1 protein-coding gene is annotated in these 455 nt (G+C 60.9%); it reads left to right on the top strand.

Annotation, left to right across the window (positions count from 1 at the left end; all coding sequences use genetic code 11):
* Positions 1 to 56: 56 nt before the first annotated feature.
* Positions 57 to 455 (top strand): TonB-dependent receptor plug domain-containing protein (locus AACY45_RS28505; protein WP_339548809.1); only part of this gene is annotated, 399 nt, incomplete at its 3' end.

Here is a 455-nt window from a genome sequence, read left to right as displayed (position 1 = left end):
CGGCAACTACGGCGCCGAGCGCCCCGTCGCAGGTTTCCACAGCCTCCGCTGGAGTTTTGGCAGAACAAACCGGCGACATCGTCGTGACTGCCGAAAAGCGGCAAACGACTCTTCAAAAGGCGCCGCTGGCTATCACTGCGCTGACTGCCGATACGCTCAAACAGTCCAACATCACGCAGCTCATCGACATGAACGGCTTCGTTCCTGGCTTGACGGTTGCCAACAGCGGCAGCTTCGTGCGGGTCGTGTCGATCCGTGGCATCGGCTACGAAGCCACCGACAATCTCAGCGCGCAGCCAGGCACGTCCTTCCACATCGACGGCGTCTACATCGTCAGCCCTTATGCCCTCCAGCAGGATTTTCTCGATCTCCAGCGGGTCGAGGTACTCCGCGGACCTCAGGGCACAGTATTTGGCCAAAGTGCCACCGGCGGCATCGTCATCGCAGTCACCGTC

Origin of the sequence: Pseudomonas sp. RA_35y_Pfl2_P32 (assembly GCF_963970735.1) — a bacterium.
Classification (GTDB): domain Bacteria; phylum Pseudomonadota; class Gammaproteobacteria; order Pseudomonadales; family Pseudomonadaceae; genus Aquipseudomonas.
Note: the sequence above shows the minus strand (reverse complement) of the source record. Positions and strands in the feature narration are given on the sequence as shown.